This is a genomic window from Vagococcus acidifermentans, from assembly GCF_003987655.1.
GTDB classification, from domain to species: domain Bacteria; phylum Bacillota; class Bacilli; order Lactobacillales; family Vagococcaceae; genus Vagococcus_B; species Vagococcus_B acidifermentans.
The window spans coordinates 167,253-182,738 of record NZ_NGKC01000004.1; the positions used below are offsets into that span (position 1 = coordinate 167,253).

A 15,486-nucleotide genomic window follows, 5' to 3' on the forward strand; every position below is an offset into this window, starting at 1 on the left:
TAGGTCGTTCAAGAGAGCCTGGGATGGTGGGAACCGGGTACTGGCAGTTTTTGAAACAGGCACTTGGGAGCACAGCGAATGAAGTTGCCGATTATATCGGAAGTAGGGTGGAACCGCGAATTATCGTCCCTGCGTCTAGCCAATGTGTTAGACGCAGGGATTTTTTATTTAGCATACAAGGAGGAAAGAAAAGTGGGACAAAAATTAACAGTGCAAGAAATGATATTGACTCTTCAAAAATACTGGTCGCAAAATGGGTGCATGCTGATGCAGGCATATGATACGGAAAAAGGTGCCGGCACTATGAGCCCTTACACCTTTTTGAGGGCGATCGGACCTGAGCCGTGGAATGCGGCGTATGTCGAGCCGTCAAGACGGCCGGCTGACGGACGCTACGGCGAGAATCCCAACCGGCTGTATCAGCACCATCAGTTTCAGGTGGTGATGAAGCCGTCGCCGCTCAATATTCAAGAGATGTATTTGGAAAGCTTGACATTGCTGGGCATTGATCCATTAGCACACGATATCCGCTTTGTTGAAGACAACTGGGAAAATCCTTCCATGGGATGTGCCGGATTGGGCTGGGAAGTCTGGTTAGACGGCATGGAAATCACGCAATTTACTTACTTCCAGCAAGTAGGAGGCCTGGAGTGCAAGCCGGTCACAGCAGAGCTGACGTACGGTATCGAACGCCTTGCTTCGTACATCCAGGAAGTTGAGAGTGTTTATGAGTTGGAATGGACGCATGGTGTTAAATACGGCGAAATTTTTCTTCAGCCGGAGTATGAGCATTCCAAATATTCATTTGAAGAAAGTAATCAGGAGATGCTGCTGCATTTCTTTAATGAATATGAAAAAGAAGCCACACACTGCATTGCACAAGGTCTGGTGCATCCGGCCTATGATTATGTGCTGAAGTGCAGCCACACGTTCAACCTTTTGGATGCCAGAGGTGCTGTTTCAGTGACAGAGAGGGCGGGCTATCTCGCCAGAATCCGCAAGATGGCACGGCAACTGGCCAAGGCATTTGTGGCTGAACGGAAGAAACTGGGTTACCCTTTATTAAAAGACACACGTCAGGAGGAAGAATAAATGGCAAAAGATTTGTTAGTAGAAGTCGGATTGGAAGAAATCCCTGCTCATTTGGTGACGCCGACTGCGGCACAGCTGGAAAAAAAGGTCACAGCTTTTTTTGACAGCCACAGTCTTTCTTTTCAGTCAATCGAGATGTTTTCAACGCCCCGCAGACTGGCTTTTCGAGTCAATCAATTAGCTGAAAAACAGCCGGACGTGTCTGAAAAAGTCAAAGGCCCAGCTAAAAAAATTGCCTGTGACGCTGATGGTAACTGGTCAAAAGCTGCTGAAGGATTTGTTCGCGGGCAAGGCGGTTCCACAGAGGATATTTTCTTTGAAGAGGTAAAAGGTGTCGAGTATGTCTTTATTAATAAATTCACTCCCGGTAAAGACACATTGACGCTCTTGCCTGAACTGAGCGATGTCATCATGCATTTGACTTTCCCGATTTCAATGCGCTGGGCTGATTATGATTTCAGCTATATCCGGCCAATTCACTGGCTCGTTGCTCTTTGGGATGAAGAGATTGTCCCGATGACTATTTTAGACGTCACAGCATCCAACGAATCCAGAGGACATCGTTTTCTCGGCGGCAAGGTAGTTGTTTCTTCTCCCCGCACGTATGAACAAAACTTGAAAGATGACTGGGTCATCGTAGACGCAGAAGAACGCAAACAAATGATTGTATCGCAAATCGACGATTTTTCCCGGGAAAACGATTGGCAGATTGAGTTGGACGACAATTTACTGGAAGAAGTCACAAATCTCGTCGAGTACCCGACAGCTTTCATCGGCAGTTTCTCGGACAGCTATTTGTCAATTCCGGATGAGGTGCTGGTTACGTCCATGAAAGAACATCAACGCTACTTTGACGTGCGTGATGCTTCCGGACGGCTGCTGCCTTACTTTATTTCCGTCAGAAACGGCGATGACCGCCATCTTGAAAATGTCATTAAAGGTAATGAAAAAGTGCTGGTCGCCAGACTTGAAGATGCGGCATTCTTTTATGAAGAAGACCAGCAGCTGACGATTGACGCATGTGTTGAAAAATTGAAAACAGTCACGTTTCATGAAAAAATCGGAACGATGTATGAAAAAATGCAGCGTGTGAGCGCCATTGCTCAAATGATCGCCAGAAAAGAAGGGTTGAACTCTGAAGAACTGGCAGATCTGGAACGGGCTTCTGCCATTTACAAGTTTGATTTAGTCACTAATATGGTTGGCGAGTTTCCGGAACTGCAAGGCATTATGGGCGAAAAATATGCGCTGCTTCAAGGCGAAAAACCGACGGTAGCACAAGCGATCCGCGAACATTATCTGCCGTCATCCAGCGACAGCGCATTGCCGGAAAGCAACATCGGAGCCGTCTTGGCGGTTGCAGATAAAATGGATACGCTGATGACCTTTTTCGCTGTCGGACTGGAACCGACCGGCTCAAACGATCCGTACGCCCTGCGCCGTCAGACATACGGCATCATCCGGATTATCAATGACAAACAGTGGCGGTTCCCGGTAGCAAGAGTCGAGTCAGACGTCAAACAGCTTATCAATCAAGATGTTGATCTCTTTGGTCTGCAATTATCCGATAACGATACAGCCGTCCAAAGCTTCTTTAAAAATCGGATGAAGCAGTGGTTCAGCAGCCAGTCTGTGCGCCATGACATCATTGAAGCCGTGACGGAGTCGTCCCAAGATGATTTGTATCAGATGATGAAAGCGTCAGAAATCCTCAAAAACAATGCGAATGCATCAGACTTCAAATCGAGTATTGAAGCACTGACACGTGTCATCAACTTGGCTCTTAAAGAAGAAGAGCTTTTGTTCAATCGTGGGGGCGAGATTGAGATTGATTCATCTTTGTTTGAAAATGAATCAGAACAGGCACTTTACGACGCTGTCGAAGATTTGGAAAATCATTTTTCCGACAAAACATTAAAAGAAACATATGATGCGTTGAAAAATTTGAGACCGTTGATTGAAGATTATTTTGACAATACCATGGTTATGGTGGATGATATAGCTGTACGGAGAAATCGGTTGAAACAGCTCGCAAAGATTACACGCATGGCACTGTCCTTCGCAAGTCTGGACCGATTAATCGTAAAATAAATCAGTGAAGGGGTAATGACAAGATGAAAAAAATTGAAACAGCAAAAGCACCGGCAGCAATCGGTCCTTATGTTCAAGGAAATATCAGCGGCAACCTGCTATTTTCTTCCGGACAAATCCCGATTGACCCGGCAACCGGCGACGTAACAGGCACCACCATTAAGGAGCAGACCCATCAGGTTATGAAAAACATCGCGGGCGTTCTTGAAACGATTAACGGCAATTTTGATAGTATCGTCAAAACAACCTGCTTTATAGCGAATATGGATGATTTTGCCGAGTTCAATGAAGTATATGCCGCATACTTTGGTGATGTACTGCCCGCACGCTCATGTGTTGAAGTATCCCGCTTGCCGAAAGATGTGCTGGTCGAAGTGGAACTGATAGCAGAGGTAAACTAACTATCAGTTGCTAAAGTAACAATAATCATTAAACGGACAAACAAGGATTTTTGTTTGTTCGTTTTTATTTTTAACAAACAATGGCGTAATAATCTCTATCAGACAGAATTAAAAGAGTTGTTTCCGGCAATTTGTTAACAGCAACAAATAAGAAGCGTAAAATGAACTTATATATCCCCATAGTAAAAGAAACAAAGAAAGCGAGATGATCGAACTGACGATCAGCAAACTAATTTACAGTGAAAAATTAACTTATTTGCAGTTTGTGTTATATTTCTTTATGAGCGCAGGATCGACGGCAGCAGCAGCGGCTGTGTTTGGCACGAGCTTTTTATCATCAAAAGAATATACTATTGGTTGATGAAGGCACGTCGAGTTTGGATAAAGAAAATGCGCTTGATATCGAAGAAAAAATATTTATGGATAATCAGCTGACCGTTACCATGATTTCGCATTATATCAAAGATGAGATATTGGATTATGTAGACATGATTTATGAATTGTAACAAAAAAAGCCTTCCACAAGGCTTTTTTTGTTGCAGCGGTTTATAGTTACTCGTTAAATAACGTTTCAAAGAAAATAAATTCAATAAAAAAGACAGAAGTCATAGACATTTTCCCGCCAGACGTTTAAGTATTGATAAAGAATACTTTCGGAAAAACAATTACGTTTGCATGTATCAAGGTTGTCTGCACACCATTGTTAAATCAGTCAAAGAAATCGGTGATAAAGCGTCACAATGTAATCCGGATATGTTGCACTCGTCATAATCTGCTGCAACCGCAAAAAAAAGATAGCTAATTCAATTCAACTAAGATACAATTAAAAAACAAACGAAAAGGTATGTTTTATGAAAAAGCGAGGGATTATTTTCAGGAAAAACGGAGGGATATAAGCGGATGAATTTTTTCAAAAGAGCATTACTGAGTGTTACCAGACGAAAAGGCAAGTCATTGATTTTATTTGCGGTGATTTTTATTTTGGGGAATGTAATCGCCGGGGCAATAGCCATCGACCAGGGAACTGACAACGTGGAGGAAGACATCAAGAAAAAAATCGGGGCAACAGCGACTGTGACGATTGACCAAGACAAACTGGAAAAATATGCTAATGAACATAACGGTGAGTTTCCAAGTGAAGAAATCAAAGATCCCTCTGTCAAAACGTTAGAGAAAATCAGTCAATTGGCCTATGTAAAGTATTATGATTACAATCACAGAAACATTGCCCAGACCGAAAAAATAAAACGCGTGAAAGTAAACAGAGCCAATGATGACAGCATGATATCTGGTATGTCGTACATGGAGAACTATGTGTCTTTTCAAGGGGTTAACTATGCACCGTTATTGGACATAAAAACAAAAAAGATTTCCTTGGCTGACGGGAGAGTCTTTTCCGACCAGGAAGTATCGGACGGCAAAGCAGTTGCAGTGGTTTCGACATCGTTCGCAAAAGAGAACAGTTTAGCTATCGGCGATAAAGTGGTCATAGATTCCCAAATTGTTTCATACAATGAAGGCGGTGAGCCGGAAGACAAAAGCACGTTTGACTTTCCACTAGAAATCATCGGATTGTTTGACGTTAACAAAGTTGAAAAAACCAGCAAAGAAACAGACCGGAAAAAAAGAGAGATGTTCGGCATGGATGCTGAAACCGAGATGGAAGAGAAATTGAATACAATCTATCTGCCTAATAAACAGGTGTCCAACTATGGCAAGGAGTACTTCCAGCGTGATTTTGATAAAAATCCGCATCACTATGAAATGTTTAACAAAGACGGGACAAACATGTCCAAAGATGAGATTATCTCTTTTTATACCAGTGATGAGATGAATATCGGCACCCCTGTTTATATGCTGAAACGTCCGGAAGATGCTGAAGCTTTCAGAAAGGAAGCGCAGGCAGTGCTCGACAATCAATATTACAAAATACTTGTCTCGACGGATCAATACGACAGCATCGCAGGACCAATGAAAGGCATGTCGAAAATTGCTAAAATGGTGCTAGTTATCGCGGTTCTTGCATCCATCATGATTATCACGCTCGTCGTTGTTTTATTTCTCCGCGACCGGCGTCCCGAACTTGGCATTTATTTGTCTTTAGGGGAAAAACGCGGCAAAGTGATTGGTCAAATCGTCGCTGAAGTGATGCTGATTGCCGTTGCGGCCATCACGATATCCGTATTCACCGGCAATCTGCTGGCAAAAAGCACTTCAAATACATTGATTCAAACACAAAAATCGGAAGCAGCCAGCAATACATCTCCTGCAGATGACTATTACACACTGTCCCAGATTTCTACAGTCACTTATGGTGAAGAGGATGTAATAGCGTCATATAAGATTAGTCTGTCACCTTCTTATATTGTGTTGTTTTATATAGTCGGCCTGGGCGTCATATTGATGTCGACCATTGTTCCGCTAATCTACATAGTGCGGTTGAATCCAAAGAAAATCATGATGTAGGGAGGAAAAGACATGTCAATCATTGACGTAAAAAACGTAGATTACTATTATCAAGACGGTGAACGCCAGCGTTATATTTTGAAAAATACCACTGTTTCGTTCGACAAAGGGACTTTCTACACTATTTTAGGGCAGTCCGGTTCCGGGAAAACGACTTTTCTTTCGCTGATTAGCGGACTAGATGCCCCGCAGAAAGGCGACGTGCTGTTTGAAAACAAAAATATCAAAGACATCGGTTACGAAACTTTTCGCCGGAACGATATCAGCATTGTTTTCCAGCAGTATAACTTGGTGCCGTATTTGACTGCCGTTGAAAATGTTCTGGTACCTATGGCTATCACTGAGAACAAATTACCGGATGATCCTAAATCTGTCGCGTACAATTTGCTGGATTACATTGGAATTGTTGAATCGAAAGCCAACCGCATGGTCAATCAATTATCCGGCGGCGAGCAGCAGCGGGTGGCGATTGCCCGGGCATTGGCAACCAATGTGGATGTGATTTTAGCTGATGAACCAACAGGAAATCTGGATGAAGATATGGAACAAGAAATTGTAGACATCTTTAAAAATCTGGCCCATCAGCACAATAAGTGTGTGATCGTCGTCACTCACTCCAACGAGATAGCGCAGCAATCCGACAAGACCTACTTGCTCCGGAAAGGAGTTTTAACAGCGTATGAGTGATTTTCTTTCTAATTTTGACAAAAAAAATTACAAAGAGACTGTTGAGAAAAAGAAGAAACCATCCTCTGAAACTGCTGAAAAAGCGCCGGATAATAACCCGTCAATTGCCGCAAAGGCTCAAAGCACACACTGCAGGGAAGCAGCCAATAAGCAACCTGCTGCCGAGGCTTTGGAGACTGAACTGCCGGACGATATTGGTGAAGCAGCGGCAAATCAACATGCGTCCAACGAAACAGACTCGCGTGAGGAAGTCATTGAAATAGACCCGGACTATCAAAAAAAGAAACGCAAAAAACAGCTGCTGATAACAGCCGGCATTGCTTTCGGGCTAATCGTGGTTTATGCGGTTTATTTTGCTGCAACCCGGGTCGATATGCCGGATTTCGTGAAGAAACAAGCGAGCGAAGCCCGTCAGTGGGCGGCAGCAAACAGCATGACTCTGGACATCAAGCAAGCCTATTCAGTCAAAGGAGAGGTCAATGATGTGCTGAAACAGTCTGTCCCCGCAGGAAAAAAGGTCAAGAAAGGAACGACAATTACGTTCACCATCAGTAACGGGGCGGACCCAGACGAACAGCTGCCCTTGCCGGATTTTTCCAAAATGACACAATCTCAGGCGGAAGACTGGATTGCCAAACACAAAGCAGAAAATCTGACGCTGATCGGCGAGTACAATGACCAAATCGAAAAAGGAAAATTTATCCGCCTGGATATAGCCAACAAAGAAGTGTCTGCTGAAAAATACCGTCGTCAGGATAATGCCAACCTTTACTACTCAAAAGGCAAGGAGGTTTTTGAGAAGAATATTTCCGTTCCTGACTTCGTCGAAAAAGCCAAAACAGAAGTCGAAACGTGGGCAAAAAAGAATGAAATCGAGATGACGTATGAAGAACAGGACTCTGACAAAGTAGAAGCAGGAATGATTCTGGCGCAAGGCATCAAGAAAGACGAGAAAATTGCCAAACGTGATAAAATGACAGTTACTGTTTCTCTTGGCAAAGCAGTTATTGTGCCCAATTTTGCAGAAATGAACAGCGCCGATGCCGCAACCGCAGTTGAAGGGCTGACGGTGCACGTTAAAAATGTGTTTTCCGATTCGGTGGCGTATGGCCAGCTGATTTCCCAGTCTGTCGAAGCCGGGAAAAAATTGACTGACAAAGATAATAAATTAGTCAAAGTGGTGTATTCAGAGGGACAGCCTTATATCCGTTCGTACATAGGCCAGCTGGAAGGAGACATTCCGAAACTAATTTATGACAATTTCAATTCCAAAGGAGCAAATGTGACATTTTCTGTTTACTATGTTGATTCCAGCCAGGAGCGGGGGGCAATCGTCAATATGAGTGTTTACAATCAATATATTTATCTTGATACGCATATTACGTTTGCCATCAGCAACGGGAGTCATGCCGGGCTGCCTTCAGGGAACACCAGCAGCAGTCAGGAAACTGATTTTCAGCAATAAATGACAGTCTGACACAAATTCTCTGATTCACAGAGCCGCAGATGAATGTGAATCAGAGAATTTTTTATTTTTCTGTCGAATTTTGAATGAAAAGCGAGAGAAAAAAATTGAAAATTTCACAGAACATGTTATAATGTTAAATGTATAAGTGTGTATAAATTAGTCGCCCTGGTTGAGCAGTGCGACTTTTAATTACCACTAGTCCCAGTGCTGGAAGCGAGGTGAACGGCATGTCTCAGTTAATTCCCCAGGATGTGATTGAAAAGGTCCGTCAGGAAAGCAATATCGTGGATATTGTCGGCCAGTATGTGCAACTGAAAAAATCAGGACGTAATCACATGGGGTTGTGTCCTTTCCACGGTGAAAAAACACCTTCATTTTCAGTTTCTGAAGACAAGCAGATTTTTCACTGCTTCGGCTGTGGCAAAGGCGGGAATGTCTTTAAGTTTATTCAAGAAATTGAAGGATTGAGCTTTCCGGATGCTGTTCAAAAAGTTGCAGAAATGGGCCACTTGGATGTTTCCGGTCAAATGCCGCACGTACACACTGAAGTGCGGGACAGTCAGGAACAGCGTCTCATCGCACTTCATGAAGAAGCGCAGGAACTTTACCATCATATTTTGATGAATACGCAATCGGGGGAGGCAGCTCTTGACTACCTGTTGGCGAGAGGACTGACCAAAGACATCCTTGAAACATTTAAAATCGGTTTTGCGCCAAAGGAACGGGTCATTTTGCAGCAAATTTTCAAAAACCGCAATGTGTCAGATGATGATTTGTCACAATCCGGTCTGATGATTCAGACAGACAGCGGCAAATGGCTGGACCGGTTCTATCAGCGCATCATGTTTCCTATCAGAAATCAGCGCGGCAAGGTCATCGGTTTTTCAGGCAGAATACTGGCAGATGAAACATTTGATGACAGCGGTCTGCCGAAATATTTGAACAGTCCTGAAACCAAGTTGTTCAACAAGCGGGTTGTGCTGTTTAACTTTGACAAAGCGCGCGGAGACATCCGCAAGAAAAATGAAGTGATTTTGTTTGAAGGTTTTATGGATGTGATTTCCGCATGGAAGTCAGGTGTACAAAACGGTGTTGCGTCAATGGGGACAAGTTTGACGAAAGAACAGATTGCCGCATTGGAACGGACAACGGACAATGCCGTTATCTGTTATGACGGGGATTCAGCAGGGATAGAGGCTACAGTACGCGCCATTGAGCTGCTGAGTCAGCAAAGCGAGATGCAGCTGACAGTTGTCCGGCTGCCGAATCAAATGGACCCGGACGATTATCGGGTAAAATACGGTGAAGACGCGCTCAAGCAATTTATCCGCAACAATCGGGACACAGTCTTTGTTTTCAAGAAGGAATATTTGATGCGCGGCAAAAACATGTCACTCGAAGCCGACCGGCTGGAATATATCGACCAGCTGCTGCTGGAACTGGCGGAGATTCCGTCAATAGTGGAACAAGATATGTACGCCACACAAATTGCGGAAGAATTCGACTTGTCAAAAGACACCATTTTGCTGGAGCTCCAAAAGAAAAAACGGGCAAAATTTTCTGACACGTCCCGCCGCTCCCGCATCCCGCGTCCTGAGGCAGTCATCCCGCAATTCCAACAAACGCGGAAGATTGATCAGGTCGAAAAAGCGGAGCGTCTGCTGGTTTACCGTCTGCTGAATGAAAGACGAGTCCATACTATTCTTCAGAATAAACAGGATTTTTCATTTGTTCACGATGCGTATCAGGAACTTTATTTACATTTAACAGACTATATTTCCATGCATGATTCAGTGGAAATAGCGGACTTTTTGGATTATCTGCAAGAGGACCGCTTGAAACAACTGATTATTGATATCAACTACATGGATATCAGCGAAGAAAGTAGCAGTCAGGAAATTGATGATTGTTTGTTCGTCATCGCCAAAGCCAATATTCGTTCTCAAATTCAGGAGAAGCTGACATTACAAAAAGAGGCGGTGCGAAATGGCGACAAACAGCGCATTGAAGAACTGACATTTTCAATTATTCAATTGCAAAAAGAATTGAAGAGTACATCATTATAATTACGAGGGAGGCTTTCTTTTATGGCAAAAGAAGCAGTGAAAAATCAGGAAAGTTATAAGAAAGCAGTGGCTGCTTTCATCAAGGAACACAAGACTAAAGGTTCTGTGTTCTATGATGACTTGACTGATAAACTGGCGACACCCTTTGAGCTGGATTCTGAAGAGATGGATGAGCTGATTCAGAAGGTCGAGGATGCAGGTGTAAGTGTTGTAGACGAAAAAGGCGAACCAAGCAAGCGCAGTTTGGAATTGATGAACAAAAAAGCAGCCGATGGGGAAGAAGAAGAGGAAGAAGACTTAATCGCACCGGCTGGTGTAAAAATCAATGACCCGGTCCGTATGTATTTGAAAGAAATCGGGCGTGTGCCTTTGCTCAATGCTGATGAAGAAGTTTCCCTAGCGCTGCGTATCAAAGACGGCGACCAGGAGGCAAAACAGGAATTGGCAGAAGCCAACCTGCGACTGGTTGTGAGCATTGCAAAACGTTATGTCGGCAGAGGCATGCAATTCTTGGATTTGATTCAGGAAGGAAACATGGGGCTGATGAAAGCTGTCGAAAAGTTCGACCACGAAAAAGGCTTTAAGTTTTCCACGTATGCCACATGGTGGATTCGCCAGGCGATTACACGTGCGATCGCTGACCAGGCAAGAACGATTCGGATACCAGTCCACATGGTTGAAACCATCAACAAACTGATCCGTATCCAGCGTCAGCTGCTTCAGGATTTGGGCAGAGAGCCGACACCTGAAGAAATCGGAGCAGAAATGGACTTGCCGGCTGAAAAAGTCAGGGAAATTTTAAAAATCGCACAAGAACCCGTTTCACTTGAAACACCAATCGGGGAGGAAGATGATTCACACTTAGGCGATTTCATAGAGGACCAGGATGCAACAAGTCCGGCGGAACATGCCGCTTACGAACTGTTGAAGGAACAGCTGGAAAGTGTGCTTGACACACTGACTGACAGGGAAGAAAATGTACTGCGCCTCCGTTTTGGACTGGATGATGGCCGGACACGCACACTGGAAGAAGTTGGCAAAGTGTTCGGTGTGACCCGGGAACGGATTCGGCAGATTGAGGCGAAAGCACTTCGGAAACTTCGCCATCCGTCACGTTCAAAACAATTAAGAGATTTTCTGGAATAAGATGAAAGAGGCGAAGCTATTCGCCTCTTTTTTTCATCAATTATACGAAAGGGATGTTATTATGACAAAGAAAAAAATGCTTGCCGTACTGTTTTCTGCCGCGCTGTTGCTGACAGCTGGAGGATGCGCCCGAACGGAAGATGATCCGCCATCGGGCACATCAAAAACCACAGATAGCTCTGAAAAGCCTGCTGTCGACACAGCTGTTTTTAGGGGTAAAATCACAGGTGAAGTCACCCGCGATGACGAAAACAATGTCTATTATATACTGGTGTCGGATGTTGAAACACTGCAAGATCCTGAAGAACTGTCCGATGTGTTCACGAATCAGGAAGTCAAGCTCAATGTACCGGAAGAAGTGCTTACTCCCGCGTTTGATTCGGAAAGCTATTCATCAGGGAACGAAATTGAATTTTCATTGGAACCGCTGTTTGTCACAACCAATTCCATTCCGCCGCAAATTCCCGGAAAATCGATTATATCCGTTAAACTATTGGAAAATTAGTGTTATAATATAAAGCGGTACGACAAGTGAGAAAGGTTATGTCAAATGGATGAAAAAAAATTATCAAAACGTTTAACAGCCGTAGCACGACACGTCAGCCCGCATGCCGTATTGGCAGATATCGGTTCTGATCATGCGTATTTACCGGCACATCTGGTTTTAACAGGGAAAATCGAACGAGCGATTGCCGGCGAAGTTGTTGACGGCCCGTATCAATCCGCCAAAAAGCTGGTGACCGCCAGTCGCTTAGCCGACAAGATTGACGTCAGATTCGGGGACGGGCTGGAAGTCATCCGTCCTGAGGACAATGTGACAGACATTACTATTTGCGGCATGGGCGGCAAATTGATTCGTGATATCCTCGACAGGGGCCGCATCAGCGGTTGGCTGACCGGACAGGAGCGGCTTGTTTTACAGCCCAATGTGGGCGAACCGCTGCTTAGAACATGGCTGACAACTCATCGCTATCGCATTGTGCATGAGGAGATACTGGAAGAAGACCGCAAAATTTATGAGATTATCGTTGCTGAACCAGCTCAGGAAAATCTGTCATTGACTTCGGCTGAATACTTGCTGGGCCCGATTCTGATGAACAACCAGACGGAGGTCTTTCGTAAAAAGTGGCTGCGCGAATTGCATCACAGGGAGAATATTTCGGAACAGCTGCGCTCGGCTGCGGCAAATCATCAGGACAAGCTGGACCATCTCACTAAAGAGATAAACGTGATAAAGGAGGTCGTTTTCAGTGACACTTAACGGGAGAACCTTTATTGAAAAGCTGGAATCGCATACGCCGTTGTATCTGGCAGAAGAGGGCGATCCGGTAGGACTGCATATCGGGACACTCGACAAAGAACTGTCAAAAGTTATGATGACGCTGGATGTCCGTCCGGAAGTTGTGCAGGAGGCCGTAGCCCAAGGAGTCGATTTGATTGTTGCGAAGCATCCGCCAATCTTCAGACCGCTAAAGCATTTGCTGACGGATAATCCCCAAGAACGTATGTACAGTGAACTGCTGAAACATGATATTGCGGTTTATGCGGCACACACAAACATGGATATTATCGAAGGCGGATTAAATGACTGGTTTTGTGAAAAATTAGATGTGCGGGACACGACTTTTTTGCGCCAAACACACGAGATTCATTGTAAGAAACTTATTGTATTTGTGCCTGAAACGCACGCAGATGAGATGCGGCAAGCGTTGGGAGAAATTGGTGCCGGCCGGATCGGGGAGAATTACAGCCACTGCAGCTTTTCTTCCTCCGGAGAGGGGCGCTTCAAGCCGATTAACAGAGCACAGCCGACAATCGGCAAAGTCGGGCAGCCGGAAATCGTTTCTGAAGTAAAAATCGAAGTGGTGTTCCCTGAAACGCTGGAGCGGGATGTGCTGCGCACAATGTATGCCGTCCATCCGTACGAAGAACCGGCATTTGATCTTTTGACGCTTGACAACTTCACGAAAACGTATGGTATCGGGCGAATCGGTGACCTGCCTGAAGCGGTGCCTTTGACTCGATTTATCGAGACTGTGAAACAAGCGTTTGCACTGGATGGCTTGCGTCTCATTACCGACAACGACGAAAAAATGGTCAAACGTGTAGCAATTTGCGGCGGAAGCGGGGAGAAGTTTTATCGTGACGCGCTTTATCAGCAGGCTGACGTGTATATCACAGGTGATGTTTATTACCACACGGCACATGACATGATAGCTGAAGGCTTGACTGTACTTGACCCGGGTCATTACATTGAATTTATTTGCAAAGAAAAATATTTGGCATTGTTTAACCAGTGGAAACAGTCAGAAAACTGGGATGTCGAATTCATTGCGTCAACTATTAATACCAACCCATTTCAATGGAGATAAAGGAGAGATATTGTATGATGTATGACAACTTGTTACCAAGATTTTTGAAGTATGTTAAAACCGAGACACGTTCTGATGCGACCAGCAAAACAATTCCGTCAACCGAGACACAAATCGCCTTCGCTCAGGAACTGAAACAAGAACTGATAGACATCGGTATGGCGGATGTGACTTATTATGAAAAAAACGGGTTCGTGATTGCGACCTTGCCGGCGAATACTGATAAAGCGGTTCGAAGCATCGGCTTTATTGCACATATGGATACCGCTGATTTCAATGCTGTTGGTGTGAATCCGCAAATCATCGAGCAATATGACGGCAAATCTGATATACCTCTGGGTGAGGGCAAATACAAACTGACAGTCGCAGATTTCCCGAACTTGGCCAACTATACTGGTCAGACGCTGATTACCACAGACGGCACAACTTTACTGGGAGCGGATGATAAGTCAGGCATCGCTGAAATCATGACGGCAATGGAATATTTAATCAAACATCCGGAAATCAAACACGGCAAAATCATGGTCGCTTTCGGTCCGGATGAGGAAATCGGGACTGGCGCGGATCATTTTGATGTCGCGGATTTTCCGGTCGACTTTGCCTACACAATGGACGGCGGACCTGTGGGTGAGCTGCAGTATGAGACATTTTCAGCTGCACAGGCAGAAATCACGATTGAAGGCAAAAATGTCCATCCGGGAACGGCCAAAGACACGATGATCAATGCCCTCCAAGTTGCTATCGATTTCCATAACAGCCTGCCTGCTTCTGAGGTGCCTGAGAAAACAGAAGGCTATGAGGGATTCTTTCATTTGCTGAAGCTCGCCGGAGTGCCGGACGCAGCGGAGATGACCTATATTGTTCGCGACCATGACAAAGAGAAATTTGAAGCGCGCAAAAAGCTCCTGATTGATTTGCAACAAAAATTCAACGACCAGTTTGGCGAAGAGCGCATCAAAATGAATCTCTTTGACCAGTATTACAATATGCGTGAGATTATCGAAAAAGACATGAGCATTGTCGAATTAGTTGAAGAGGCCATGACAAATATCGACATCAAGCCGATTATCGAACCGGTGCGCGGCGGCACAGACGGTTCCAAAATATCTTACATGGGCATTCCAACGCCGAATATTTTTGCCGGCGGGGAAAACATGCACGGCCGATTCGAGTATGTGGCACTTGAGAGCATGGAAAAAGCGACAAAATTGATTGTCGAAATCGCTCGTTTGAACGAGGCGAAAGGCTAGTGGCCATTGCACCGGCCATCCCGTTCTATCTGCTGCTTGTCAACGGCTATGTGTTTATCATGATGCTTTATGATAAACGTCAGGCGAGAAAGGGCAGTTGGCGAGTTCAGGAAGGCAGTTTACTGTTTTTAAGTGTACTGGGCGGCGGCTTTGGCGGATTGGTCGCCAGCCGCCTTGCCAGACACAAAACAAAAAAGGTTAAATTTCTGATTTGCTTTATGCTTGGCATTTTGATAGATGTCCTGTTTCTTTGGCAATGGCTTAATATCAGGTAGTTGTAGCACCTGTTTTTTCATACAAAATGTGCCACATATTTTGTGTGAAAAATAGGGTGTTTTTTTTGTCATTTTTTGTTACACTATTACAGGTAAATAATTACCTTCATGTTGCAGTCATCGTATCGCCGGATGAGAAACAAATAGTTAATGTTATTTCAATTGGCGGACG

General features: G+C 44.5%; 14 protein-coding genes. All 14 read left to right on the forward strand.

Annotated features, from left to right (window positions below; all coding sequences use genetic code 11):
* The first annotated feature begins 192 nt into the window (after positions 1 to 192).
* The gene (glyQ, locus tag CBF27_RS05395) at positions 193 to 1,092 is read left to right on the forward strand and encodes a glycine--tRNA ligase subunit alpha (RefSeq protein ID WP_126813218.1); all 900 of its coding nucleotides are present in this window, start codon (positions 193 to 195) and stop codon (positions 1,090 to 1,092) included.
* The gene (glyS, locus tag CBF27_RS05400) at positions 1,093 to 3,183 is read left to right on the forward strand and encodes a glycine--tRNA ligase subunit beta (protein ID WP_126813157.1); all 2,091 of its coding nucleotides are present in this window, start codon (positions 1,093 to 1,095) and stop codon (positions 3,181 to 3,183) included.
* A 23-nt stretch (positions 3,184 to 3,206) separates the two neighbouring features.
* Positions 3,207 to 3,584, forward strand: a complete 378-nt coding sequence (locus tag CBF27_RS05405; protein ID WP_126813159.1) for a RidA family protein — start codon at positions 3,207 to 3,209, stop codon at positions 3,582 to 3,584.
* 317 nt (positions 3,585 to 3,901) lie between these two features.
* A complete protein-coding gene (locus CBF27_RS05410) occupies positions 3,902 to 4,090 on the forward strand; it encodes a P-loop NTPase family protein (protein ID WP_126813161.1) in 189 nt (62 codons plus the stop codon).
* Positions 4,091 to 4,484: 394 nt separating this feature from the next.
* Complete coding sequence (locus tag CBF27_RS05415) at positions 4,485 to 6,050, forward strand: ABC transporter permease (protein ID WP_126813163.1); 1,566 nt, start codon at positions 4,485 to 4,487, stop codon at positions 6,048 to 6,050.
* Positions 6,051 to 6,062: 12 nt separating this feature from the next.
* Positions 6,063 to 6,737 carry an ABC transporter ATP-binding protein gene (locus CBF27_RS05420; protein WP_126813166.1) on the forward strand — a complete coding sequence of 225 codons (675 nt, stop codon included), beginning with the start codon at positions 6,063 to 6,065 and terminating at the stop codon, positions 6,735 to 6,737.
* Positions 6,730 to 8,202, forward strand: coding sequence for a PASTA domain-containing protein (locus CBF27_RS05425; protein ID WP_126813168.1), 1,473 nt, complete (start codon positions 6,730 to 6,732; stop codon positions 8,200 to 8,202). The genes CBF27_RS05420 and CBF27_RS05425 overlap by 8 nt, the downstream gene beginning before the upstream one ends.
* Positions 8,203 to 8,432: 230 nt before the next feature.
* Positions 8,433 to 10,271 carry a DNA primase gene (gene dnaG / locus CBF27_RS05430; protein WP_126813170.1) on the forward strand — a complete coding sequence of 613 codons (1,839 nt, stop codon included), beginning with the start codon at positions 8,433 to 8,435 and terminating at the stop codon, positions 10,269 to 10,271.
* 21 nt (positions 10,272 to 10,292) lie between these two features.
* The gene (gene rpoD / locus CBF27_RS05435) at positions 10,293 to 11,417 is read left to right on the forward strand and encodes an RNA polymerase sigma factor RpoD (RefSeq protein WP_126813172.1); all 1,125 of its coding nucleotides are present in this window, start codon (positions 10,293 to 10,295) and stop codon (positions 11,415 to 11,417) included.
* 61 nt (positions 11,418 to 11,478) lie between these two features.
* Entirely contained in the window at positions 11,479 to 11,922 is a 444-nt protein-coding gene (locus CBF27_RS05440) for a hypothetical protein (protein ID WP_126813174.1), read from the forward strand.
* A gap of 45 nt (positions 11,923 to 11,967) precedes the next feature.
* Positions 11,968 to 12,678, forward strand: coding sequence for a tRNA (adenine(22)-N(1))-methyltransferase (locus tag CBF27_RS05445; protein WP_126813176.1), 711 nt, complete (start codon positions 11,968 to 11,970; stop codon positions 12,676 to 12,678).
* A complete protein-coding gene (locus tag CBF27_RS05450) occupies positions 12,668 to 13,789 on the forward strand; it encodes a Nif3-like dinuclear metal center hexameric protein (protein WP_126813178.1) in 1,122 nt (373 codons plus the stop codon). Before CBF27_RS05445 ends, CBF27_RS05450 begins: the two co-directional genes overlap by 11 nt.
* Before the next feature lie 17 nt (positions 13,790 to 13,806).
* Positions 13,807 to 15,039 (forward strand): peptidase T, encoded by a 1,233-nt coding sequence (gene pepT / locus CBF27_RS05455; protein ID WP_126813220.1) that lies wholly within the window; start codon positions 13,807 to 13,809, stop codon positions 15,037 to 15,039.
* The gene (locus tag CBF27_RS05460; RefSeq protein ID WP_281273660.1) at positions 15,039 to 15,314 is read left to right on the forward strand and encodes a DUF1294 domain-containing protein; all 276 of its coding nucleotides are present in this window, start codon (positions 15,039 to 15,041) and stop codon (positions 15,312 to 15,314) included. Before pepT ends, CBF27_RS05460 begins: the two co-directional genes overlap by 1 nt.
* The last annotated feature ends 172 nt before the right edge of the window (positions 15,315 to 15,486 follow it).

What these genes read in the sequence shown, in the direction of transcription:
- pepT (WP_126813220.1), top strand. Translation starts at nt 13,807, where the DNA reads ATGTATGACAACTTGTTACCAAGATTTTTGAAGTATGTTAAAACCGAG.
- rpoD (WP_126813172.1), top strand. Translation starts at nt 10,293, where the DNA reads ATGGCAAAAGAAGCAGTGAAAAATCAGGAAAGTTATAAGAAAGCAGTG.
- glyS (WP_126813157.1), top strand. Translation starts at nt 1,093, where the DNA reads ATGGCAAAAGATTTGTTAGTAGAAGTCGGATTGGAAGAAATCCCTGCT.
- CBF27_RS05415 (WP_126813163.1), top strand. Translation starts at nt 4,485, where the DNA reads ATGAATTTTTTCAAAAGAGCATTACTGAGTGTTACCAGACGAAAAGGC.
- CBF27_RS05425 (WP_126813168.1), top strand. Translation starts at nt 6,730, where the DNA reads ATGAGTGATTTTCTTTCTAATTTTGACAAAAAAAATTACAAAGAGACT.
- dnaG (WP_126813170.1), top strand. Translation starts at nt 8,433, where the DNA reads ATGTCTCAGTTAATTCCCCAGGATGTGATTGAAAAGGTCCGTCAGGAA.
- CBF27_RS05420 (WP_126813166.1), top strand. Translation starts at nt 6,063, where the DNA reads ATGTCAATCATTGACGTAAAAAACGTAGATTACTATTATCAAGACGGT.
- CBF27_RS05440 (WP_126813174.1), top strand. Translation starts at nt 11,479, where the DNA reads ATGACAAAGAAAAAAATGCTTGCCGTACTGTTTTCTGCCGCGCTGTTG.
- CBF27_RS05445 (WP_126813176.1), top strand. Translation starts at nt 11,968, where the DNA reads ATGGATGAAAAAAAATTATCAAAACGTTTAACAGCCGTAGCACGACAC.
- CBF27_RS05405 (WP_126813159.1), top strand. Translation starts at nt 3,207, where the DNA reads ATGAAAAAAATTGAAACAGCAAAAGCACCGGCAGCAATCGGTCCTTAT.